Raw genomic sequence first — 23516 nt, forward strand, 5'->3', positions numbered from 1 at the left:
AGACTGTGGCCGCAAGGCTGGTCGAGCGTGAGAAACAGCTCGACACACTGAAGGAACTGCTGGGCAGCGCACGCCGCGGCAGAGGACGGGTCGCCGTCATCAGCGGATCCGTCGCCAGCGGGAAGACGAGCCTGCTGGAGAGCTTCACCGAACAGGCCATCGGCGCCGGCGCGCTGGTCCTGGAGGCCGCCGGCTCCCGCGCCGAGCGCTATCTGCCGTTCGGGAACCTCCGCCGGATCCTCGACAGCGTCGCCTCCGTGTCGCCCGAGGTGTACGGCCAGGTCACCGAGGCGCTGGACGGGGTCACCGCCGCCGGGACCCCGGACACCGAGAGCGCGCTCGACGAGGCCAAACGCATCCTGCCCGCCGTCGCCACCGCGCTGCTGCGGCTCGCCCAGGACCGCACCCTCGTCATCACCGTCGACGACGTCCACCACGGGGACGAACTCTCCCTCCACTTCCTGCTCTCCCTGGCCCGCCGGGCGCGACAGGCGAGCGTACTGATCGTGCTCACGGAGACCGTCCCCCTGCGCTCCGCGCAACTCGCCTTCCAGGCCGAACTCCAGCGCCAGCCCAACTGCACCAGCGTCCGCCTCCCGCTGCTCACCGCGGAGGGCACCGCGGCGATCCTCGCCGACCACTTCTCGCCCTCCACCGCACAACGCCTCTCCGACGAGTGCCACCAGACCACCGGCGGCAGCCCCCTGCTGGTCAGGGCGCTCCTGGAGGACGGGCTCACCGCCCTGAGGGACAGCGAACCCCTCAAGCGGATCGACCCCGCCGACGCCTTCGAACGCGCCGTGCTCGACTGCCTCCACCGGGGCGACCCCGAACTCCTCACCGTCGCCCGGGGCATCGCCGTACTCGGCGACTCCGACTCCGCCGTCCTGCTCAGCCGGATCGTCGACCTGCACATCAAGGGCACCGAACAGGCCCTGCGCGACCTCCGCCGCTGCGGGCTCCTGCACCACGGGGCCTTCCGCGACACCACCGCCCGCACCGCCGTCCTGGAGGCCACCCCGCCCGCCGCGCTCTCCGCCCTCCATCTGCGCGCCGCGAAACTCCTCCACCAGGAGGGCGCGTCCGCGGTCGACGTCGCCCGCCACCTCCTCGCCGCCCGCAAGAACGTCGAGGACTGGGCCATCCCCGTCCTCCAGGAGGCGGCCGAGTACGCGCTCGTCGACGACGACCACGAACTCGCCCTGCGCTGCGGCGAACTGGCCGTCCACTCCTGCCCGGAAGGACCCCGGCACGCCGCGCTCAAATCCCGGCTCGTCAGCATCGTCTGGCGCAGCAACCCGGCCGCCGCCGAGGGCCATCTGCGCCAGCTCTCCCGCGAACTCGATCGCGGCCGGCTCGCCGACCGCGATCTCGTCCAGGCCGTCTCCTGCCTCTCCTGGGTGGGGGAGGCCCGCGGCGCGGGCGAGGCGGTGCTGCGGCTGCGGACCGCCGACCGCGTCCCGTCGTACGACCCCAAGACGCTCGCCGCCGCCCAGAGCTGGCTGACCATCGTCAGCCCCCCGCTCACCTCGATGTTCACCGCGGTCGGACCGCCGGAGGCCCCGGCGGCCGCACCGGCCGCGGCCTTCCCCGCCGGCCTCGCGACCGTCCCGTACGACATGGCGGACAACGCCTACGCCCACGCGGCCGACGCCATGCGCACCGCCCTGCGCGGCGGACAGACCGAGGCCGCCGTCAGCGAGGCCACCCGGGTGCTCCAGCGCTACCACCTCAGCGACCGCACCCTCCAGCCGCTCACCTTCGCCCTGCTGGCCGTCGTCTACGCGGGCCGCCTCGATCTGGCGCTCGCCTGGTGCGAACGCCTCCTCGGCGAGCGCTCCGCCCGCAGCGCGCCGACCTGGCAGGCCGCCCTGGGCGTGGTCCGGGCCGAGATAGCGCTGCGCCAGGGCGATCTGCCAGGCGCGGCCACCCGCGCCCGTACCGCCCTCTCCCGGATCTCCCTCCAGAGCTGGGGCGTCGGCATCGCGCTGCCGCTGGCCATCCTCGTCGAGGCCGAGCTGCAGATGGGCAATGAGGAGGAGGCCGCGAGCCTGCTCGACCAGCCGGTGCCCGAGGCCATGTTCGCCACTTTGGTCGGACTGCACTACCTCAGGGCCCGGGGCCGCTGCCATCTGGCGACCGGCCGCTACCACGCGGCCCTGCGCGACTTCCTGACCTGCGGCGAGATGATGGAGTCCTGGGGAATGGACGCCGTCGAGCTGGTGCCGTGGCGGCTCGACGCCGCCGAGGCGTGGCTCGCCCTCGGCAGCCCCGGCCGCGCCCGGGAGTACGCGGAGCAGCAGAAGCAGCGGGAGGCGGGGCCCGCCGGCAGCCGGCCGCGCGGCTCCCTGCTGCTGGTGCTGGCCCGTACCAGCGGTGATCTCAAGTACCGGCTCAAGCGGCTCACCGAAGCCGTGGAGACCCTGGAGGAGGGGGAGGACCGGCTGCAGTTCGCGGTGGCGCTCGGCGAACTGGGCCGCGCCTACCGGGCGCTCGGCGACTTCAACCGGGCCCGGATGCTCGTCCGCAAGGCCTGGCACGTCGCCAAGTCCTGCGGCGCCGAGCCCCTGTGCCGGCAGTTCATGCCCGGCCAGGGCGACAGCGAGGGGCCCTTCTCCGGCGGCCGGGAGACCGAACAGCCCAGCGAGGCGGAGGTCCTCTCCGAGGCCGAGGCCCGGGTGGCGCTGCTGGCCGCCCGGGGCCACACCAACCGCGAGATCGCGACCAAGCTCTACGTCACCGTCTCCACCGTCGAGCAGCATCTCACCCGGATCTACCGCAAGCTGAAGGTCAAGCGCCGCCGCGATCTGCCCGCCCGGCTCTCCGATCTGAGCCTGCCCGGCATCGCCTGAGCGACCTCCGGGGCCGGACCTGCCAACCCTCCGGGGCCGGCCGGTCCGGCCCCGGGGACGCCGCGCGCTCAGGACAGCAGCCCGCGCTCCATGGCCTTGATCACCGCGGCCGTGCGGTCCGACACGGCCAGCTTCTTGAACGAGCGCAGCAGATGCGTCTTCACCGTCGCCTCGCTGATGAACAGACGACGGCCGATGTCCGCGTTGGTCAGCCCCTGGCTCACCAGCCGCAGCACCTCCCGCTCGCGCTCCGACAGCATCGGCGGATCCACCACCCGGGCCCGGAACAGCTTGGGAGCCAGCGACGGGGTGAGCACCGTCTCCCCCCGCGCCGCCGCCTTCACCGCGCGCACCAGGTCGTCACGGGAACTGCCCTTCAGCAGATAGCCCGCCGCCCCCGCCTCCACCGCGCGCAGAATGTCCGCGTCGTCCTCGTACGTGGTGACGATGACCACCTTGGTACGGCGCGATTCGCGCAGGATGTGACCCGTCGCGGTCACCCCGTCCATCTCGCCCATCCGCAGATCCAGCAGGACGATGTCCGGGCGGAGCCGGGCCGCCGCGAGCACCGCCTCCTCGCCGGAGCCCGCCTGCCCCACCACCCGTACGCCGTCGGCGGACTCCAGCATGGCGCACAGACCCTCCCGCACCACCGGATGGTCGTCGGCCAGCAGAACGTCGATCATGTCGCCCTCACCCATCGGCCGGCTCCCCGGCCGCCGGTCCCAGCGGCACCGACACCTCGATCACCGTGCCCTCTCCCGGACGGCTCGCCACGCTCGCCGTCCCGCCGATCTCCTCCACCCGGGCCCGCATTCCGCGCAGCCCGAAACCGTCGTGCTCGCCGTCCGCCCGGAAGCCCGCGCCGTCGTCCCGGACCACCACCCGGACCGCGTCGTCGCCGTGCGCGAGAAGCACCTCCACCGTCCGGGCCTCCCGCGCGTGCTTGCGCACATTCGCGAACGCCTCCTGCACCGTCCGCAGCAGCACCACGCCCACCGCCGTCGGCAGCGGCCCCTCCTCGCCCTCGACCGCGCACCGCACCTCCAGCCCGGTCTCCGCCGTCAGCAGCCGCGCCTGCCGGCGCACCGCCTGCACCAGCGAACTCTCCCGCAGCGCCGGGGGAGTGAGCGCGGCGACGAACTCCCGGGCCTCCGCCAGGCTCTCCTGGGCCACCCGCCCGGCGAGACCCAGATGCGCGCGGGCCCGGTCCGGACTCTCCTCCACCTCCGAATCCGCCACCTGCACCAGAGCGATGATGCTGGTCAGACCCTGCGCCAGCGTGTCATGGATCTCCCGGGCCAGCCGCTCCCGCTCGGCGGCGATCCCCGCCTCGTGGGAGAGCCGCGCCTCCCGTTCCCGGCTGTCCCGCAGCTCCCGGATCAAATCGCCCCGGTCCATGCTCTGCTGCACCACACGGCTGATCCACAGCCCGAGCAGGACCGACAGCGCGATCCCCAGCAGCGAGGTCGGCAGCACCGCCAGGATGTGCGGATCGAACTCCCCGCCCCGCAGCCACACCACCGTCACCGGCCACAGATTGGCCAGCATCACGAAGACGATCGCCGGCGGCATCGACAGACTCATCATCAGCATCGGAACCACCGCGAACAGCGCGAAGGAACCCGCGAGATCGGCCGTGCCGGCCACCGCGAACAGCACGAACAGCCCCACCGAGAAGACGACGTTCCGCCGCCCGGCCGTCCGGTGGATCATGAGTCTCCGGCCGAGGCCCGCGTACCAGGGAACGATCAGCGTCAGGGCGCCGATCGCCACGGCGCGGTGCGCCGCGGCCCCGCCCGAGGTGAACAGCAGGATCGTGGTGACGAGGTAGGAGATCGCGAAGTAGCCGTCCCACAGACCGAACCAGCGCGTCCCCGATTCGGGGCCGTACCCCGCGCCGGCCCGCGGGACGACCCCCTGAGTCTGAGTGTGCACAGGACAAGTCCTACCATGCGATCTTGACTGTCAACCGGTCGGTTGACAGCCGGTCCCACCGATCGGTCGGCACCCGGCAGCGCCCGCCGGACCTAGCGTTGCCGTAGCGGGTCGCCGGGCGGAACGGCGCACCCGGACGGGAACGAGCGGCGGAGGGAGTCGGTCACATGGGCCAGTTCACAGCGGCGCTCATCACCGGTGCGACGACACTGGCGGTCATCCTGGCCGCCGACCTCGGCGACCGCCGCGTCACCGCACCGCGCACGACCGGCCCCGTTCTCGCGGTCGCCGTCGCCGTCGTCCTGTGCGTGCACTCCTTCCCGGCCTCGGGCAACGACCTGTCCCTGCAACTCGCCTGCGTCGGCGTGGGCGTGATCTGCGGTCTGATCGCCGGCTCCCTCCTCCCCGCCCGACGGGAATCCTCCGGGGAGATCCATACCGTCGGCGGAATCGGGTACGCGCTGATCTGGCTGGTCCTCGCGACCGGCCAGACCGTCTTCGCCTACGGCGCCGAGCACTGGTTCACCGCGCGGATGACCCGCTTCACCACGGACTACGACCTCAGCGGCGACACCGTCCTGGTCAGCTCCGCCGCGCTGATGACCCTCGCCATGGCGGCGGCGCGGACCGCGGTCCTCCTGTCCAGGGCCCGTGCGCTGCGGGCGGCGGGGGCCGACTCCGCGACGGGGTCCGAGCCGGATCCCGTGCCGGGGTCCGGCGCCGAGGCGGCGGCCGGGGGCGAGCGGCGGACCGGCGGAGGCAGACCGTGACCGGCCGTCCGGCAGATGTCCGCACCAGCGTGTGATGTTCGAAGGTCTTCAAGGGCTAGGGTGAAAACAGTGGTACGCAATGACGAACTGAGGCTGCGTCCGCCTCGCAACCGGGTCGAGAGCCGCGCGATCGGCTGGTGGACCCTTCAGTCCGCGCTCTTCGCCCTCCCGCTTCCGATCGTCTTCGGAGTGCTCCACCTCTTCATCCCGCCCGCCAGATTCGTCTTCGTCTGGGCCTTCTTCGCCACCCTCGTCCCCGGCCTCCTCTACATGGCCGTCATGCCGATCTGGCGCTACCGCGTCCACCGCTGGGAGACCACCGACACCGCCGTCTACGCGGCCTCCGGCTGGCTCTGGCAGCGCTGGCGGGTCGTCCCCCTCTCCCGCATCCAGACCGTCGACACCATGCGCGGCCCGCTCCAGCAGCTCTTCGGCCTCTCCGGAGTCACCGTCACCAGCGCCTCCGCCTCCGGCGCGGTGAAGATCAACGGCCTGGACCACCGGGTCGCCGCCGAGATGGTCGAACAGCTCACCCAGTCCACCCAGGCCGTACCGGGAGACGCCACATGAGCCCGGACGCCGCCGCCGTACAGCCGCGGACCGAACCCGACGCCGAGAGCTGGGGACGGCTCAACCCCCGTCTCGTCCTCGTCAACCTCAGCGTGGTCGCCGCGCCGCTCGCCCTCTACGGGGCCACCCACCTGGTCACCGGCGGCCAGGTCAACCTCCAGGTGCTGATCACACTCGGCTCCTTCCTCATCACCTGCCTCGTCATCGCCGGCATCAGCCTGATGCGGCTCCTCACCACCCGCTACCGGCTCACCGGCGACCGCGTCGAAGTCCACAAGGGCCTCCTCTTCCGCAGCCACCGCTCGGTGCCCGTCGACCGCATCCGCAGCGTCGACCTGACCGCCAACCCGCTCCACCGCGTCTTCGGCCTCACCTCACTGGAGATCGGCACCGGCGAATCCTCCGAATCCGCCGGCGCCGGCCTCACCCTCGAAGGCATCGCCAAGAAGGACGCCGACCGGCTCCGCCGACGGCTCATCGAGAGCCGCCGGGCCGGACACGGACTCACCGCCGACGAGGCCGACGGCCCGATCTCCGCGATGGACTGGGCCTGGCTGCGCTACGCCCCTCTCACCGTCTGGGGCGTCGGCGGCGTCTTCATCGCCGTCGGCACCGTCTACCGGACGCTCCACGAGATGAAGATCAACCCCCTGGAACTCGGCATCGTCCAGGACATCGAGGACCGCTTCGGCTCCGTGCCCCTCTGGTTCGGCATCCTGGTCACCGTGCTCCTCATCGTCCTCATCGGTGTCATCGGCTCCACCGTCACCTTCATCGAGGGCTGGTCCGGATACCGCCTCGAACGCGAGGACGGCGGAATGTTCCGGGTCCGGCGCGGCATGATGATCACCCGCTCCGTCACCATCGAGGAGCGGCGACTGCGGGGCGTGGAGGTCGCCGAGCCGCTGCTGCTGCGCTGGGCCGGGGGCGCCCGCCTCAAGGCCGTGGCCTCGGGCCTGGGCGACGAGGAGGAGAACAGCGCCCGCAGCCGTCTCACCCCGCCGGTGCCGCACGCGCTGGCGCTCACCGTCGCCGCCGACGTCCTGGCCGAGAAGCGCTCCCCGACCGCCCTGGCCGAACTCGCCGGACACCCCCGCGCCGCCCTGCGCCGCAGGATCAACCTCGCCGTGGGCACGGTCGCCCTGATCGCCGCCGCCCTCGTCGTACCCGGTCTGTGGCTCACCCCTGTCCTCGTGCACGCCGGCTGGATCGCCGCCCTGGTGCTGCTGCCCGTCCTGCTGGCCCACGCGTACGACGCCTATCGCAACCTCGGGCACGGAATCCACGGCCGCTATCTGGTCACCCGTTCCGGGACCTTCGCCCGGCGCACCGTCGCCCTCCAGCGCGAGGGAGTCATCGGCTGGTCCATCACCCGCTCGGTCTTCCAGCGCCGCGCCGGACTGCTCACCCTCGGGGCGACCACCGCGGCGGGCGAGGGCGTCTACAAGGTGCGCGACGTGGCGGTGTCGGACGGACTCGCCCTCGCCGAGCGGGCGGTGCCCGAGGTGCTGGGGCAGTTCATCGAGCGACGGCCGGGACCCGGCGACGACTGACCGCTCCCGGTCCGCGCCGGCCCGTACCACCGGTCGGCGCCGCGGCCCTCCACCGGCCCGAACCCCCGGCCGGCGACGTACACCCCCTGCCGACCGCACACAGGTCGGCGACGTACACCCTTCAGACCAACTGGCGCACCCCCGGGAGGTGGAGGGGCGGACCACCCCCGGCCGCCCCTCCACCTCCGTATTCCGTTTTCCGTGCGCCGTCCCCGGAGTCCCGGAGTCCCGGAGTCCCGGAGTGCCGGAGTCCTTGAGCCCCGGGAGCCCCGGGGCGTTGGGCCCCGGAGCCGCCGAGACCCCGGACGCCGAATCCCCGGCCCCGGCACACCGCTTCAGGGGCTGGTAGGGGATGTGACCCGGCACGCGCGGAAACTAGCCTCGGGGCGGACAGTCGCGCCCTCCGGACGCCCCGAGCCCCCGAGGCCCTGTCCGAACACCCCGTGATCTCCTCCGGCGCCGGCGCGGGAGCTGTGCGCCCAGGCGGTCAGGAAACGCCGAGCTATGAGGAGCACCGCATGTGCGGCATCACCGGCTGGATAGCCTTCGATCGCGAGCTGAACGGGGAGAACACCCCCCTGGAAGCCATGGTCCGCACCCTGACGAACCGGGGCCCCGACGCCGGGGGCACCTGGATCGACGGCCACGCGGCCCTGGGCCACCGCAGGCTCTCCATCATCGACCTGGCCGGCGGCGTACAGCCGATGCAGGCCGTGACGCCCGGCGGCCGTGTCGTCCTCACCTACAGCGGCGAGGTCTACAACTTCACCGAGCTGCGCGACGAACTGCGCCGCAAGGGCCACCACTTCCGCACCTCCAGCGACACCGAGGTCGTCCTCAACGCCTTCCTGGAGTGGGGCGAGGCGATGGCCGAGCGCCTCAACGGCATGTTCGCCCTCGCCGTCTGGGACACCCGGACCCAGCGGCTGACCATGATCCGCGACCGTCTGGGCATCAAGCCGCTGTTCTACTACCCGACGGCCGACGGAGTGATCTTCGCCTCCGAGCCCAAGGCCATCTTCGCCCACCCCCTCGCCAAACCCCTCGTCAGCGCCCGCGGTCTGCGGGAGTTCATCGCGTTCCACCGCCCGCCCGGCGAGACGATCTGGGACGGTCTGCACGAGGTCGTCCCCGGCACCGTCGTCACCGTCGACCGCGCCGGAGTCCACCACCGCACCTACTGGCGGCTGGAGACCCGGGAGCACACCGACGACCTGGAGACCACCGTCGGCCGGATCGGCGAACTCCTCGACGACACCGTCGCCCGGCAGCTCGTCGCCGACGTGCCCACCTGCGTACTCCTCTCCGGCGGACTGGACTCCAGCGCCATCACCGCGCTCGCCGCCGCCCGGCGCGCCTCCCGGGGCGAGCCCCTCGACACCTTCGCCATCGACTTCGCGGGCGAGTCGGACAGCTTCGTCGCCAACGAGGTGCACGGCAGCCGCGACGCCGGATTCGCGAGCGAGATGGCCGCGCACGCCGGCACCCGCCACGCCGAGATCGTCCTCAGCCCCGCCGACCTCGCCGACCCCGAAGTGCGCCGCCAGGTCGTCATCGCCCGTGACAGCCCGGCCGGCCTCGGCGACATGGACGTCTCCCTCTACCTCCTCTTCAGGTCGATCCGCGAACACTCCACCGTCGCCCTCTCCGGCGAGGCGGCCGACGAGGTCTTCGGCGGCTACGGATGGCTGCACAACCCCGTCGTCCAGGAGAGCGAGATGTTCCCCTGGATCACCGCCGGAATGATCGGCGCGACCCCGAACACCCAGCCCGCCGAGATGTACAACCTCGACATGCTGATCGCGACGAATCCGCTGGAGGCCGTCGCCGACGGCTACCGCTCCGCCGTCGCGGAGATCGGCCTGCTGGAGAACGAGAACGCCCACGAACGCCGGATGCGGGTGCTGTCCCACCTCCACCTCACCCGCTTCCTGCGCATGATGCTGGACCGCAAGGACCGGATGAGCATGGCGGTCGGCCTGGAGGTGCGCGTGCCCTTCTGCGACCACCGGCTCGTCGAGTACGTGTACAACACCCCGTGGTCGATGAAGACCTACGACGGCCGCGAGAAGAGCCTGCTGCGCGGCGCGACGCGCGAGCTGCTGCCGACCTCGGTGGTCGAGCGGGTGAAGAGCCCGTACCCGGTCACCCAGGACCGGGCGTACGGCGAGGCGCTCCAGCAGCAGGCCAAGCAGCTCCTCGGCGAGGACGGGCCCGTCTTCGAGATCGTCAGCCGCGACTGGCTCGCCGAGACCGTCGCCACCGCGCCCGGCGAACTCGCCCTGGCCGCCCGCAACGGCCTGGAGCGGGCCCTGGACACGTCCATCTGGCTGGACGCCTACCGGCCCGAGATCCGCATGTAGCGGTACGTGGGCGAGGCGGGCCGGTCCGCCGGGCGGCGGTCGTCGCCGTACCGGGAACGGCGAGGGGGCCGGCATCATCGCGATGCCGGCCCCCTTCGCCGTGGCCCTTCGCCGGGCGCCGGGTCGGCCGTGGTGCGCGGTGCCGGTCGCTCGGTCGGCCGCCGTCGCCCTTCGCCAGTGCCGGGGGCCGCTGACGTGATCGGCGCCCGGAGACCGGCCCGCCCCCTTCGCCGTCGCCCCCGGCGGCGGTCAGCCGGTCAGCGCCTCCAGCCTCGGCACCAGGGACGCCGGCGAGGGCATCCCCGCGATCTCCGCCCCGATGTCCCGCGCGACCCCGGACAGCTTCTCGTCCTCCAGCAGCCGCCGGAGCACCGCCGTGTCCAGCTCCTCCGCCGTACCGGTCAGACCCGCGCCCCGGTCCCGTACCGCTCCCGCGTTGATCTGCCGGTCCGCGCCGTCGGGCAGGATCAGCTGCGGTACGCCCGCGTTGAGCGCCGCCAGCGTCGTACCCGCGCCGCCGTGGTGCACCGCCGCGTCGCACCGCTGGAGCAGCGCGGTCAGCGGCACCCACCCCACGACCCGCACATTGCCGGGAAGCGTCCCGAGCGCCGCCGTGTCCACCTCGCCCAGCGCCAGCACGAACTCGGCGTCCACCTCGGCCGCGGCGGCCACCAGCCGCTGCACCGGCCCCAGCCCGTTGATGTGCACCGTCGCCGTCCCCAGCGTCACCCCGACCCGGCGCCGCTCCCGCCCGTCCAGCAGCCAGTCCGGCAGCACATCACCGCTGTTGTACGGAACAGGCCGCATCGACCAGCCGTCCCGCTCCGGCTCCACCATGCTCGGCGGCGCGATGTCCAGCGTCGGCACATCCTCGGGCACACTCGCCACACCGTGCCGGGCCATCGTCTCGGCCAGCATCGACACCGTCAGCTCCCGCAGCTGCGTACCCCGTACGAAACCGAAGTTGTGCTGCACGGCCGGAACGCCCAGCCGGGCGGCGGCTATCAGCCCGGAGACGAAGATCTGCTCGAACACGATCAGATCGGGCCGGAATCTGTCTGCGGTCCGCACGATCCCGTCCGCCAGATGATCGTTCAGATGGGCGAACAGCCGCAGCCCGTCCATCGGATCGATCTCCCCCGGAGCGCGCAGCCGGGCGATCAGCTCCCCGGCCGTCGACTGGAGGAACTCCTCCAGCGCGAACCCGGGGGAGACGTCCGCCACATGCAGACCCGCGTTGGCGGCCTCCAGCGCGTCGCCCGCACTGGCGACCAGGACGTCATGACCGGCCGAGCGCAGCGCCCAGGCCAGCGGAACAGTGGGAAAGACATGGCCGATGGCCGGATAGGTCACGAACAGCACGCGCATGAAAATGCGTTCCTCTCGGATAGCTGTGTAAATGTGAAGCCGGAGATTCGATCGGCGACAAGGCAACGTCGATATTCTTGCAATTACCCGTCATCTAAGGGCATCCTGATGCAGTCGCGCACGCGGAGTCAAGAAGCCCCGAACAGCTCTCGGATAAGGGTCCGTAGGGGGTTGTTAGGGGTTTATCCCCCGCCTTTCCCATGGAAGGGTCGACTCTGGTCTTGGATTCTCATTCCGGGGGTATGGAGCGCGCGATGTTGAACGAGTCCGAGGATTTCGCACCCGAAATCAATGCTGCCTCCGGGGCCGAGGGAGCCGAGGACACCGCCGGCCGGGGACAGGAATCCTGGCAGCGCCGGCTGACCGGGCTCACCGAGACCGAACAGCACACCGCGCTCCTCGACTGGGTCACCTCGCTGGTCTCCGCCGCCCTGCGCGACGCCGCACCCGCCGCCCTCGACCCGCACCGCCCCTTCCTGGAGCTGGGCTTCGACTCGCTCGCCGCCGTCGACCTGCACAGCAGGATCACCGCCGGCACCGGTCTGCGGCTCCCGGTCACCCTCGCCTTCGACCACCCCACCCCCGTCGCCCTCGCCCGCCGGCTGCGCCGCGACCTCCTCGGCCTGACCGGCCCCGACGGTCCTCCCGTCACCGCCGCCGTCACCAGCGACGAGCCCATCGCCATCGTCGGCATGGGCTGCCGATTCCCCGGCGACGTACAGTCCCCCGAAGCCCTCTGGGACCTTGTCGCCTCCGGCGCCGACGCCATTTCCGAATTCCCCACCGCACGCGGCTGGGACCTCGAATCCCTCTACGACCCCGACCCCGACCGGGCCGGCACCAGCTACACCCGCGAGGGCGGCTTCCTCCACGACGCCGACCAATTCGACGCCGCATTCTTCGGGATATCCCCGCGCGAAGCACTCGCGATGGACCCGCAGCAGCGACTGCTCCTCGAAACCTCCTGGGAGGCGTTCGAGCGCGCCGGCGTCGATCCCGCCGCCGCACACGGCAGCCAGGTCGGCGTCTTCGTCGGCGTCGAGACCCAGGAGTACGGCCCCCGCCTCCAGGACGCCACCGACGGCTTCGAGGGATACCTCGTCACCGGAAACGCGGCGAGCGTCGCCTCCGGCCGTATCGCCTACACCTTCGGCTTCGAAGGCCCCACGGTCACCGTCGACACCGCCTGCTCCTCCTCCCTCGCCGCCCTCCACCTCGCCGTCCAGGCCCTGCGCACCGGCGAGTGCTCCCTCGCCCTCGCGGGCGGCGCGGCCGTCATGGCGAGCCCCGGCTCGTTCATCTCCTTCAGCCGCCAGCGCGGACTGGCCGCCGACGGCCGCTGCAAGCCCTTCGCCGCCGCGGCCGACGGCACCGGCTGGGGCGAGGGCGTCGGCATGCTCCTCGTCGAACGCCTCTCCGACGCCCGCGCCAACGGCCACCGGATCCTCGCCGTCGTACGCGGCTCCGCCATCAACCAGGACGGCGCGAGCAACGGCCTCACCGCCCCCAGCGGACCGTCCCAGCAGCGCGTCATCCGCCAGGCCCTCGCCAACGCGAGCCTGACCGCCGAAGACGTGGACGTCGTCGAGGCGCACGGCACCGGCACCAGGCTCGGCGACCCGATCGAGGCCCAGGCCCTCCTCGCCACCTACGGCCAGGACCGCGCCGAGGACGCCCCGCTCTGGCTCGGCTCCCTGAAGTCGAACATCGGCCACACCCAGGCCGCCGCCGGAGTCGCGGGCATCATCAAGATGGTCATGGCCATGCGCCACGGCGTCCTCCCGCGCACCCTGCACGTCGACGCCCCCACCCCCCACGTCGACTGGGAGGCCGGAGCCGTCTCCCTGCTCACCGAGGCCCGCGACTGGCCCGCCGGGGACCGCCCCCGCCGGGCCGGAGTCTCCTCCTTCGGCATGAGCGGCACCAACGCACACGCCATCATCGAGGAACCCGCCGCCGAGGACCGCGTCCCGCACTCGGGAACGAGCCCCGCGGACGACGAGAACACCGACGCCCCGGCCGCCCGCGACGAGGCCGGCGCGGACGCCCCCGCCGCGAGCGCCGCCCTCCCCTGGACCCTCTCCGCCAAGACCGCCGAAGCCCTGCGCGCCGGAGCCCGCCGGCTCCGCGCCCACCTCGACGGCACACCCGACGCCGCCCCCGCCGACGTCGGCCACTCCCTCGCCGCCACCCGAACCGTCTTCGACCAGCGCGCCGTCATCCTCGGCGACGACCGCGAAAGCCTCCTGCACGGCCTCGACGCCCTCGCCGACGGCGCCGACGCCCCCGCCCTCGTCCAGGGCACGGCCGCCCCGGGCAAACTCGCCCTCCTCTTCACCGGCCAGGGCAGCCAGCGGCTCGGCACGGGCCGCGAACTGTACGACGCGCAGCCCGTGTTCGCCGACGCGCTCGACGACGCCTGCTGGCACCTGGACGAACAGCTCGACACCCCCCTCCTCGACGTGCTCTTCGCCGAAGAGGGCGCCCCCGAGGCCGAGCTGCTCCACCAGACCGCCTACACCCAGCCCGCGCTCTTCGCCCTGGAAGTGGCCCTCTACCGGCTCGTCGAGAGCTGGGGCGTACGCCCCGACTTCCTGGCCGGCCACTCGATCGGCGAGATCGCCGCCGCCCACATCGCCGGCGTCTTCTCCCTGGAGGACGCCTGCACCCTGGTCGCCGCGCGCGGCCGCCTGATGCAGGCCCTGCCCGCCGGCGGCGCGATGATCGCCGTCCAGGCCGCCGAGGACGAGATCCTCCCGCTGCTCACCGACCGCGTCAGCGTCGCCGCGATCAACGGCCCGCGGTCGGTCGTCATCGCGGGCGACGAGGACGCCGCGACCGCGATCGCCGCCGCCTTCGAGGCCCGCGGCCGCAGGACCAAGCGGCTCACGGTCAGCCACGCCTTCCACTCGCCCCACATGGACGCGATGCTGGAGGAGTTCCGCCGGGTGACCCAGGTGCTGGAGTACGCGCCGCCCGCCCTCCCCGTCGTCTCCCTCCTCACCGGACGCACGGCCACCGCCGACGAGCTGTGCTCCCCCGAGCACTGGGTGCGCCACGTCCGCGACGCCGTGCGCTTCCTCGACGGCGTACGCGCCCTCGCCGACCAGGGCGCGGCCACCTTCCTCGAACTGGGCCCCGGCGGTGTGCTCACCGCCATGGCACAGGACTGCGTGGACACCGACGGCGGCGCGTCCGCGCCCGCCGCCGCCCCCGTCTTCGTACCGGCGCTGATCCCCGGCCGTCCCGAGACGGACACCCTGCTCGCCGCGGTCGCCCGGGCGTACGTCCGGGGTGCCGGCGTGGACTGGCAGGGGCTCTTCCAGGGCTCCGGCGCACGGCGCGTGGAGCTGCCGACGTACGCCTTCCAGCGCACGTCCTACTGGATGGACTCGCGCACCGCCGAGGCCGAGGCCCCCGCGTACGCCGCCGACCCCGCCGACCGCGCGTTCTGGGACGCGGTCGAACACGAGGACGTGGCCACCCTCGCCGCCGCGCTCGATCTGGACCTGGACGGCGACCAGCCGCTGAGCGAGGTCGTCCCGGCGCTGTCGGCGTGGCGTCGCAGGCACCGCGTCCAGTCGGAGGTGGACGGCCGGCGCTATCGGGTGGCGTGGAAGCCGGTGGCGGATGTGTCCGGGGCGCGGTTGTCGGGTGTGTGGGTGGCGGTGGTTCCGGCGGGTGTGGATGAGTCCGCGCTGTTGGGTGAGTGTGGGGCTGAGGTTCGGCGTGTGGTGGTTCCGGGGGGTGCGGATCGTTCCGTGCTTGCTGGACTCCTCGCCGGGGTTGAGGGTCCGGTCGCGGGTGTGGTGTCGTTCCTGGCGCTTGAGGGCGATGGGGTGTGGTCGACGGCTGCTGTGGTGCAGGCGTTGGGTGATGCCGGGGTGGGTGCTCCGGTGTGGTGTCTGACGCGTGGTGCTGTCTCCGTCGGTCGTTCGGACCGGTTGGAGTCCGCTGTTCAGGCTGGGGTGTGGGGTCTGTGCCGGGTGGCGGCTCTGGAGGTTCCGGAGCGGTGGGGCGGTCTGGTGGATCTGCCGGCCGTGCTGGACGCGCGTGCGGTGGCTCGTGTGGTGGGTGTGCTCGCGGGCGGTGGTTCTGAGGATCAGGTCGCGGTGCGTTCGTCGGGTGTGTTCGGGCGGCGTCTGGTCCGTGCCCCGCGTGCCGAGGGTGCGGGTTCGTGGGTTCCGTCGGGGACGGTTCTGGTCACGGGTGGTACGGGTGCTCTGGGCGGCCGGGTGGCTCGGTGGCTGGCGGGCGCGGGTGCCGGGCGCGTTGTGCTGACGAGTCGTCGTGGTCCGCAGGCTCCGGGTGCTGCTGAGCTGGTGGCGGAGCTGGAGGCCCTGGGTGTTGAGGCGGAGGCGGTGGCCTGTGACACGGCCGACCGGGACGCTGTGCGTACGCTCCTCGCCTCGCTGGAAGGTTCGCTGACCGGTGTGGTGCACACGGCGGGTGTGCTGGACGACGGTGTACTCGACGCGCTCACCCCGGACCGGTTCGAGAGTGTGCTGCGGGCGAAGGCGACCTCCGCCCGCAACCTGCACGAGCTGACGGTCGAACTCGGCATCGAGCTCTCCGCCTTCGTTCTCTTCTCCTCCGTCACCGGCACCTTCGGCGCGGGCGGCCAGGCGAACTACGCTGCTGCGAACGCGTACTTGGACGCGCTGGCCGAGCAGCGCCGTGCGGACGGTCTGGCGGCGACGTCGATCGCCTGGGGCCCGTGGGCCGACGGCGGGATGGCCGCCGACGACGCCATGGACGCCCGGATGCGGCGCGACGGCATGCCGCCGATGTCGCCCGAGTCCGCCATCGCCGCGCTCGAACAGTCCGTCGGCGCGGGCGAGGCCGTTCTCACCGTCGCGGACATCGACTGGGACCGCTTCCCTTCCGTCGTCGCCGCGGTCCGCCCCAACCCCCTCATCAGCGACTTCATCACGGGCGCGGAGGGCGCGGCCGCCGTCACCGGCCACGGCGCGGTGGTCACGGGCGCCGATGTCGTCGGCACGGTCGTGAGCCAGCTGGCCGGTCTCACCGAGGCCGAGCAGACGCGTGAGCTGCTGGATCTGGTCCGCACCCATGTCGCGTCCGTCCTCGGCCACGGCGGCTCGGACGCCGTGGGCGCCGAGCGGGCCTTCAAGGAGCTGGGCTTCGACTCGCTCACGGCGGTCGAGCTGCGCAACCGGCTCGGCGCGGCCACCGAACTGCGGCTGCCCGCCACACTGATCTACGACTACCCGACCGCCGCCGCGCTCGCCGCGTACCTGCGCGACGAACTCGTCGGCAGCCTGCCCGCCACCCCCGGCAGCGGACTTCCCGCCGCCGTCGCCACCGACGACGACCCGATCGCGATCGTCGCCATGAGCTGCCGATTCCCCGGCGGCGTACAGACCCCGGAAGAGCTGTGGCGGCTCCTCACGGACGGCACCGACGCGGTCGCCGGATTCCCGGCCGACCGGGGCTGGGACCTCTCCGCCCTCTACAGCGCGAACCCGGACCAGCCCGGCACCTCGTACACCCGCGAGGGCGGATTCCTCTACGACGCCGCCGACTTCGACGCGGACCTCTTCGGGATCTCGCCGCGCGAGGCGCTCGCGATGGATCCGCAGCAGCGGCTGCTCCTGGAGACCTCGTGGGAGGCGTTCGAGCGGGCCGGGATCGACCCGGCGACGCTGCGCGGCAGCCAGGCCGGCGTCTTCGTCGGCACCAACGGACAGGACTACCTCTCCCTGGTGACCCGCGAGGCCGACGGCCTGGAGGGCCACATCGGCACGGGCAACGCGGCGAGCGTCGTCTCGGGCCGGATCTCCTACGTCTTCGGCCTCGAAGGCCCCGCGATCACCGTCGACACCGCCTGCTCGTCCTCCCTCGTCGCCCTGCACCTGGCCGTACAGGCGCTGCGCGCCGGAGAGTGCACCGTGGCGCTGGCGGGCGGTGTGACCGTCATGTCCACCCCCGACGCCTTCATCGACTTCAGCCGTCAGCGCGGACTCGCCGAAGACGGCCGGATCAAGGCGTTCGCGGCGGGCGCGGACGGCACGGGCTGGGGCGAGGGCGTCGGCATGCTCCTGATCGAGCGCCTCTCGGACGCGCGCCGCAACGGACATCCCGTCCTCGCCGTGGTCCGTGGCTCGGCGATCAACCAGGACGGCGCGTCCAACGGCCTCACCGCCCCCAACGGCCCCTCCCAGCAGCGCGTCATCCGTCAGGCCCTGGCCGGCGCCGGTCTCTCCGCCGCCGACGTCGACGCGGTGGAGGCGCACGGCACCGGCACCAGGCTCGGCGACCCGATCGAGGCCCAGGCGCTGCTCGCCACCTACGGCCAGGACCGCCCGCAGGACCAGCCGCTGCTGCTCGGCTCCCTGAAGTCGAACATCGGCCACACCCAGGCCGCCGCCGGTGTCGCGGGCATCATCAAGATGGTGCTGTCCATGCGGCACGGCGTGCTTCCGCGGACCCTGCACGTGGACGAGCCGACCCCGCACGTCGACTGGACGACGGGCGCGGTGTCCCTCCTCACCGAGCCGGCCGCATGGCCGGAGACCGGCCGTCCGCGCCGGGCCGGCGTCTCGTCCTTCGGCCTGAGCGGCACCAACGCCCACACCATCATCGAAGAGGCCCCCGCGGACCCGGCGGCGGACGACGCCGACAACGGCTCCGTACCGTCCTCGCTGCCCGTCCTCCTCTCCGCCAAGAACCCCACCGCGCTCCGCGCCCAGGCCGCGCGGCTGGCCTCCTACCTCGCGGCCGACCCGACCGCCCCTCTCGACACCGTCGCCCACTCACTCGCCACCGGCCGCGCCTCCCTGGAGACCCGCGCGGTCCTGATCGGCGAGTCCGACGGGTCCGACGGGTCCGACGGCCGTGAAGCGCTCATGGCCGCGCTGCGTGGCCTCACCGTCGGCAAGTCGACATCTCGTCTTGTCGAAGGCACGGTCGCCGACGGCGGCCTAGCGTTCCTCTTCACGGGGCAGGGGAGTCAGCGGCTGGGGATGGGCGCCGAGCTGTATGAGGCGTATCCGGTGTTCGCGGACGCGCTGGATGAGGTGTGCGCGCACTTGGACGGGCTTCTGGATGTGCCGTTGAAGGAGGCGCTGTTCTCTTCGGAGAGCGGTGCTCTCGATGAGACGGCGTTGACGCAGCCGGCGCTGTTCGCGGTCGAGGTGGCGCTGTTCCGGTTGTTCGAGGCGTGGGGTGTGCGGCCGGACTTCGTGTCGGGTCATTCGATCGGTGAGATCGCGGCCGCGCATGTGGCTGGGGTGTTCTCGCTGGCGGATGCGTGCACGCTGGTGGCTGCTCGTGGCCGTCTGATGCAGGCGCTGCCGACCGGTGGCGTGATGATCGCGATTCAGGCGTCGGAGGAGGAAGTCCTTCCGCTGCTGACCGACCGGGTGAGCATCGCCGCGATCAACGGCCCCCGGTCGGTCGTGGTCGCGGGTGACGAGGATGCCGCCCTGGCGGTCGTCGAGCACTTCGCGGACCGCAAGACCAAGCGCCTCACGGTCAGCCACGCGTTCCACTCGCCCCACATGGACGGCATGCTCGACGCCTTCCGCCAGGTCGCCGAGGGGCTGACGTACGGGACGCCCCGTATCCCCGTGGTGTCGAATCTGACGGGTGCGCTGGTCTCGGACGAGATGTCGTCCGCCGACTTCTGGGTACGGCACGTCCGTGAGGCCGTCCGCTTCCTGGACGGCATGCGGGCGCTGGAGGCCGCCGGAGTCACCTCGTACGTCGAACTCGGCCCGGAGGGGGTGCTCTCCGCCCTGGGGCAGGAGTGTGTCGCGACCGGGGTCTTCGTTCCCGTACTCCGCAGTGGTCGCCCGGAGGCAGAGACGGCGGTCACCGCTCTCGCGCAGGTGCACGTGCGCGGCATCGTGGTGGACTGGCGGACGTACTTCGCCGCCCTGGGCACGCCCCGAGTCGACTTGCCGACGTATGCCTTCCAGCGCCAGCGGTACTGGCCCGAGGGCGCGAGCAGCATCGCGCCGCAGGCCGGTGGGCCCGTGGACGCGGTGGACGCCCGATTCTGGGACGCGGTGGAGCGCGAGGACCTCGCCTCGCTGGTCGCCGAGCTGGGCGTGGGCGAGGAATCGCTCGCGGAACTTGTCCCGGCCCTGTCGACATGGCGTCACGAGCGGCGAGTCCAGACGGCAGTGGACGGCTGGCGCTATCGGGTGATGTGGAAGCCGGTGGGTGAGGTTTCTGCGGCGCGGTTGTCGGGTGTGTGGGTGGCGGTGGTTCCGGCGGGTGCCGGGGACTCGGTGCTGGTGGGTGCTCTGGGTGAGTGTGGGGCTGAGGTTCGGCGTGTGGTGGTTCCGGGGGGTGCGGATCGTTCCGTGCTGGCTGGACTTCTCGCCGGGGTTGAGGGTCCGGTCGCGGGTGTGGTGTCGTTCTTGGCGCTTGAGGGTGATGGGGTGTGGTCGACGGCTGCTGTGGTGCAGGCGTTGGGTGATGCCGGGGTGGGTGCTCCGGTGTGGTGTCTGACGCGTGGTGCTGTTTCTGTGGGTCGTTCGGACCGGCTGATGTCTCCGTCTCAGGCGGGGGTGTGGGGTCTGGGTCGGGTGGCGGCTTTGGAGGTTCCGGAGCGGTGGGGCGGTCTGGTGGACCTGCCGGCCGTGCTGGACGCACGCGCGGTGGCGCGTGTGGTCGGCGTGCTCGCGGGCGGCGGTTCTGAGGATCAGGTCGCGGTGCGTTCGTCGGGTGTGTTCGGGCGGCGTCTGGTCCGTGCCCCGCGCGGTGAAGGCTCCTGGGTTCCGTCGGGGACGGTTCTGGTCACGGGTGGTACGGGTGCTCTGGGCGGTCGGGTGGCTCGCTGGCTGGCGGGTGCGGGTGCCGGGCGCGTTGTGCTGACGAGTCGTCGTGGTCCGGAGGCTCCGGGTGCGGCTGAGCTGGTGGCGGAGCTGGAGGCCCTGGGTGTCGAGGCGGAGGCGGTGGCCTGTGACACGGCCGACCGGGACGCTGTGCGTACGCTCCTCGCCTCGCTGGAAGGTTCGCTGACCGCTGTGGTGCACACGGCGGGTGTGCTGGACGACGGCGTACTCGACGCCCTGACCCCGGACCGGTTCGAGACCGTACTGCGGGCGAAGGCGACCTCCGCCCGCAACTTCCACGAGCTGACGGTCGAACTGGGCATCGATCTCTCCGCCTTCGTCCTGTTCTCCTCGATGAGCGGGACGATCGGCACCGCCGGTCAGGGCAACTACGCCGCCGCGAACGCCTATCTCGACGCCCTGGCCGAGCAGCGCCGTGCCGACGGCTTGGCGGCGACGTCGATCGCCTGGGGCCCGTGGGCCGAGGGCGGGATGGCCGCCGACGAGGCGCTCGACGCCCGGATGCGGCGCGACGGAGTTCCGCCGATGCCCGCAGACCATGCGATCAGGGCGCTCAGCCAGGCCGCCGAGGGCGACGACGCAGTTCTCACCCTCGCCGACATCGAATGGGACCGCTTCCTCAAGGCCTTCACCGCCGGCCGCCGCAGCGAGCTGTTCGACCAGCTGCGCGAAGTACGTGAGGCTCGCGCCGCACAGACCCATGCGCGGACGGCCCACGAGACCGACCCTTCGGCCACCTCATCCCTCGCCGGACGGCTGTCCGCCCTCGCGCCGGCCGATCAAGAGCGTGAGCTGCTGGATCTGGTCCGTACCCAGGTCGCGTCCGTCCTCGGCCACGGCGGCTCGGACGCCGTGGGCGCCGAGCGGGCCTTCAAGGAGCTGGGCTTCGACTCGCTCACGGCGGTCGAGCTGCGCAACCGGCTCGGCGCGGCCACCGAACTGCGGCTGCCCGCCACACTGATCTACGACTACCCGACCGCCGCCGCGCTCGCCGACCATCTCCGGAGCGAGCTGGTCGGCGGCATCCGCGTCGCGGACACGCTGCTCCCCGCCGCCGTCGCCACCGACGACGACCCCATCGCCATCGTCGCCATGAGCTGCCGCTTCCCCGGCGGCGTACGCACCCCCGAAGACCTCTGGCAGCTGCTCGCCACCGGCCGCGACGCGGTGGGGGAGTTCCCCGCCGACCGTGGCTGGGACCTGGAGCGGCTCTACAGCCCCGACCCGGACCAGCCCGGCACCTCCTACACCCGGGAAGGCGGATTCTTCGACGGCGCGGCCGACTTCGACTCCGCGTTCTTCGGCATTTCGCCGCGCGAGGCGCTCGCGATGGACCCGCAGCAGCGGCTGCTCCTGGAGACCTCGTGGGAGGCGTTCGAGCGGGCGGGCATCGACCCGGCGACGCTGCGCGGCAGCCAGGCCGGCGTGTTCGTCGGCACCAACGGACAGGACTACCTCTCGCTCGTCGCGCGTGAGCCGGACGGCCTCGAAGGCCACCTGGGCACGGGCAACGCCGGCAGTGTCATGTCCGGTCGAGTCTCCTACGCCCTGGGCCTGGAGGGCCCGGCCGTCACCGTCGACACCGCCTGCTCCTCCTCCCTCGTAGCCCTGCACTGGGCCATCCAGGCGCTGCGCACCGGCGAGTGCACCATGGCCCTCGCGGGCGGTGTGACCGTCATGTCCACGCCCGAGAACTTCATCGACTTCAGCCGTCAGCGGGGTCTGGCCGAGGATGGCCGGATCAAGGCGTTCGCCGCCGGTGCGGACGGTACGGGGTGGGGTGAGGGCGTCGGCATGCTGCTCGTGGAGCGGCTCTCCGACGCGCGGGCCAAGGGCCACCCGGTGCTCGCTGTCGTGCGTGGTTCGGCGGTCAACCAGGACGGTGCGTCCAATGGTCTGACGGCTCCGAACGGTCCGTCGCAGCAGCGGGTGATCCGTCAGGCGCTGGCGGGCGCCGGTCTGTCGGCCACCGATGTGGACGCGGTGGAGGCGCACGGTACGGGGACGAGGCTCGGGGACCCGATCGAGGCCCAGGCGCTCCTCGCGACGTACGGTCAGGACCGTCCGGAGGATCAGCCGCTGCTGCTGGGGTCCATCAAGTCGAACATCGGCCACACCCAGGCCGCGGCGGGTGTCGCGGGTGTGATGAAGATGGTGCTGGCGATGCAGCACGGGGTGCTTCCGCAGACCCTGCATGTCGATGAGCCGACTCCGCACGTCGACTGGACGGCGGGCGACATCGCTCTGCTGACCGAGGCCGTGGAGTGGCCGGAGACCGGCCGCCCGCGCCGGGCCGGCGTCTCGTCCTTCGGTATCTCGGGCACCAACGCCCACACCATCATCGAGCAGGCCCCGGAACTCCCCGTCGAGTCGAATCCGGCTCCGGCTCCTGTCTCCGCCACTCCCGCGGCTCTGCCGTACGTCCTCTCCGCCAAGAGCCCCGAGGCCCTGCGTGCCCAGGCCGACGCCCTCCGCACCCACCTGAGCACCACCACCGACGCGAACCGCCCCGGTACCGCCGACCTGGCCTTCTCCCTCGCCACCTCCCGCGCCCACCACGACCACCGCGCGGTGCTCACGGCCACGGACCACCAGGAACTCACGGACGCGCTGACGCGCCTGACCGACGCCGAGACCTCCTCCCGGATCACCGCGGGCACGGCGAACGAGGGTCGTACGGCGTTCCTGTTCACGGGGCAGGGGAGTCAGCGGCCGGGTATGGGCGCCGAGCTGTACGAGGCGTATCCGGTGTTCGCGGACGCGCTCGATGAGGTGTGCGCGCACTTGGACGGGCTTCTGGATGTGCCGTTGAAGGAAGCACTGTTCTCGTCCGAGAGCGGTGCTCTCGATGAGACGGCGTTGACGCAGCCGGCGCTGTTCGCGGTCGAGGTGGCGCTGTTCCGGTTGTTCGAGGTGTGGGGTGTGCGGCCGGACTTCGTGTCGGGTCATTCGGTCGGTGAGATCGCGGCCGCGCATGTGGCCGGGGTGTTCTCCCTGGCGGATGCGTGCACGCTGGTCGCTGCTCGTGGCCGTCTGATGCAGGCGCTGCCGACCGGTGGCGTGATGATCGCTGTTCAGGCGTCGGAGGACGAGGTGCTGCCTCACCTCACTGACCGGGTGAGCATCGCCGCGATCAACGGCCCCCGGTCCGTCGTCATCGCGGGCGACGAGGACGCGGCCCTGGCGGTCGTCGAGCACTTCGCGGACCGTAAGACCAAGCGTCTGACGGTGAGCCATGCGTTCCACTCGCCGCACATGGACGGGATGCTGGAGG

Annotated in this window: 9 protein-coding genes; 6 read left to right on the plus strand and 3 right to left on the minus strand. The window is 72.3% G+C overall.

Translation table 11 applies throughout. The features are described from left to right. Positions 1-5 precede the first annotated feature (5 nt). The gene (locus ACF089_RS30420) at positions 6-2852 is read left to right on the plus strand and encodes an AAA family ATPase (RefSeq protein ID WP_392033514.1); all 2847 of its coding nucleotides are present in this window, start codon (positions 6-8) and stop codon (positions 2850-2852) included. A gap of 68 nt (positions 2853-2920) precedes the next feature. Here the strand turns inward: ACF089_RS30420 and ACF089_RS30425 are convergent, their stop codons facing one another. Continuing rightward, positions 2921-3538: a response regulator gene (locus ACF089_RS30425; RefSeq protein ID WP_392033548.1), complete on the minus strand. Its 618-nt coding sequence runs from the start codon at positions 3536-3538 to the stop codon at positions 2921-2923. A 7-nt stretch (positions 3539-3545) separates the two neighbouring features. Continuing rightward, the gene (locus ACF089_RS30430) at positions 3546-4790 is read right to left on the minus strand and encodes a sensor histidine kinase (RefSeq protein ID WP_392033517.1); all 1245 of its coding nucleotides are present in this window, start codon (positions 4788-4790) and stop codon (positions 3546-3548) included. 167 nt (positions 4791-4957) lie between these two features. On the opposite strand from ACF089_RS30430, the gene ACF089_RS30435 reads away from it, so the two are divergent. From ACF089_RS30435 to asnB, 4 genes are all read left to right on the plus strand, one after another. Next, positions 4958-5560 carry a hypothetical protein gene (locus ACF089_RS30435; protein WP_392033520.1) on the plus strand — a complete coding sequence of 201 codons (603 nt, stop codon included), beginning with the start codon at positions 4958-4960 and terminating at the stop codon, positions 5558-5560. A 69-nt stretch (positions 5561-5629) separates the two neighbouring features. Beyond that, a complete protein-coding gene (locus ACF089_RS30440) occupies positions 5630-6130 on the plus strand; it encodes a PH domain-containing protein (RefSeq protein WP_392033523.1) in 501 nt (166 codons plus the stop codon). After that, positions 6127-7683 (plus strand): PH domain-containing protein, encoded by a 1557-nt coding sequence (locus tag ACF089_RS30445; RefSeq protein ID WP_392033525.1) that lies wholly within the window; start codon positions 6127-6129, stop codon positions 7681-7683. The genes ACF089_RS30440 and ACF089_RS30445 overlap by 4 nt, the downstream gene beginning before the upstream one ends. 518 nt (positions 7684-8201) lie before the next feature. Beyond that, positions 8202-10046, plus strand: coding sequence for an asparagine synthase (glutamine-hydrolyzing) (asnB, locus tag ACF089_RS30450; RefSeq protein WP_392033527.1), 1845 nt, complete (start codon positions 8202-8204; stop codon positions 10044-10046). 249 nt (positions 10047-10295) lie between these two features. Here the strand turns inward: asnB and ACF089_RS30455 are convergent, their stop codons facing one another. Beyond that, positions 10296-11414 carry a nucleotide disphospho-sugar-binding domain-containing protein gene (locus tag ACF089_RS30455; protein WP_392033530.1) on the minus strand — a complete coding sequence of 373 codons (1119 nt, stop codon included), beginning with the start codon at positions 11412-11414 and terminating at the stop codon, positions 10296-10298. A 254-nt stretch (positions 11415-11668) separates the two neighbouring features. Here ACF089_RS30455 and ACF089_RS30460 point away from each other — a divergent pair. After that, positions 11669-23516: type I polyketide synthase (locus ACF089_RS30460; RefSeq protein WP_392033533.1), on the plus strand; the 11848-nt coding region annotated here is incomplete at its 3' end.

Origin of the sequence: Streptomyces sp. NPDC014894, from assembly GCF_043080985.1 — a bacterium.
Classification (GTDB): Bacteria; Actinomycetota; Actinomycetes; order Streptomycetales; family Streptomycetaceae; genus Streptomyces.